Raw genomic sequence first — 314 nt, forward strand, 5'->3', positions numbered from 1 at the left:
GACCTGAATATTTTTCTTTCAGCTCTTTCTGTACATCTTTGGACGCATAAGCCTGAATCCGGCCGGAGACATCCTGGATCGCCAGGAATGGACCACGCTTGGCCATGATACGACCGGCAATCGCCACAATGTTGTTGGCTTCTTCCAGCTCTTCTTTGGTTTTATCACCAAAGGTGGCCTGCAGATCAGCAGCCAGGCTATCGCGGCGGAAATCGTTCGGGTGGCCGTTTGCTTTGCAATCCTGACGAATGTGTTCCAGTTTCGCGCGGCGCTCTGCAATCAGTTTGTTTTCGTCTTGTACTTGTTCAGTCATG

Annotated in this window: 1 pseudogene; it reads right to left on the reverse strand. The window is 51.0% G+C overall.

Features of this window, described 5'->3' with window-relative positions:
• Positions 1-313 (reverse strand): annotated as a pseudogene (locus R0J87_RS19265) (lysine--tRNA ligase); the annotation flags it as partial.
• Between the last annotated feature and the right edge of the window lies 1 nt (position 314).

The organism is Halomonas sp. SIMBA_159 (genome assembly GCF_046536035.1).
Lineage (GTDB): Bacteria > Pseudomonadota > Gammaproteobacteria > Pseudomonadales > Halomonadaceae > Vreelandella > Vreelandella venusta_A.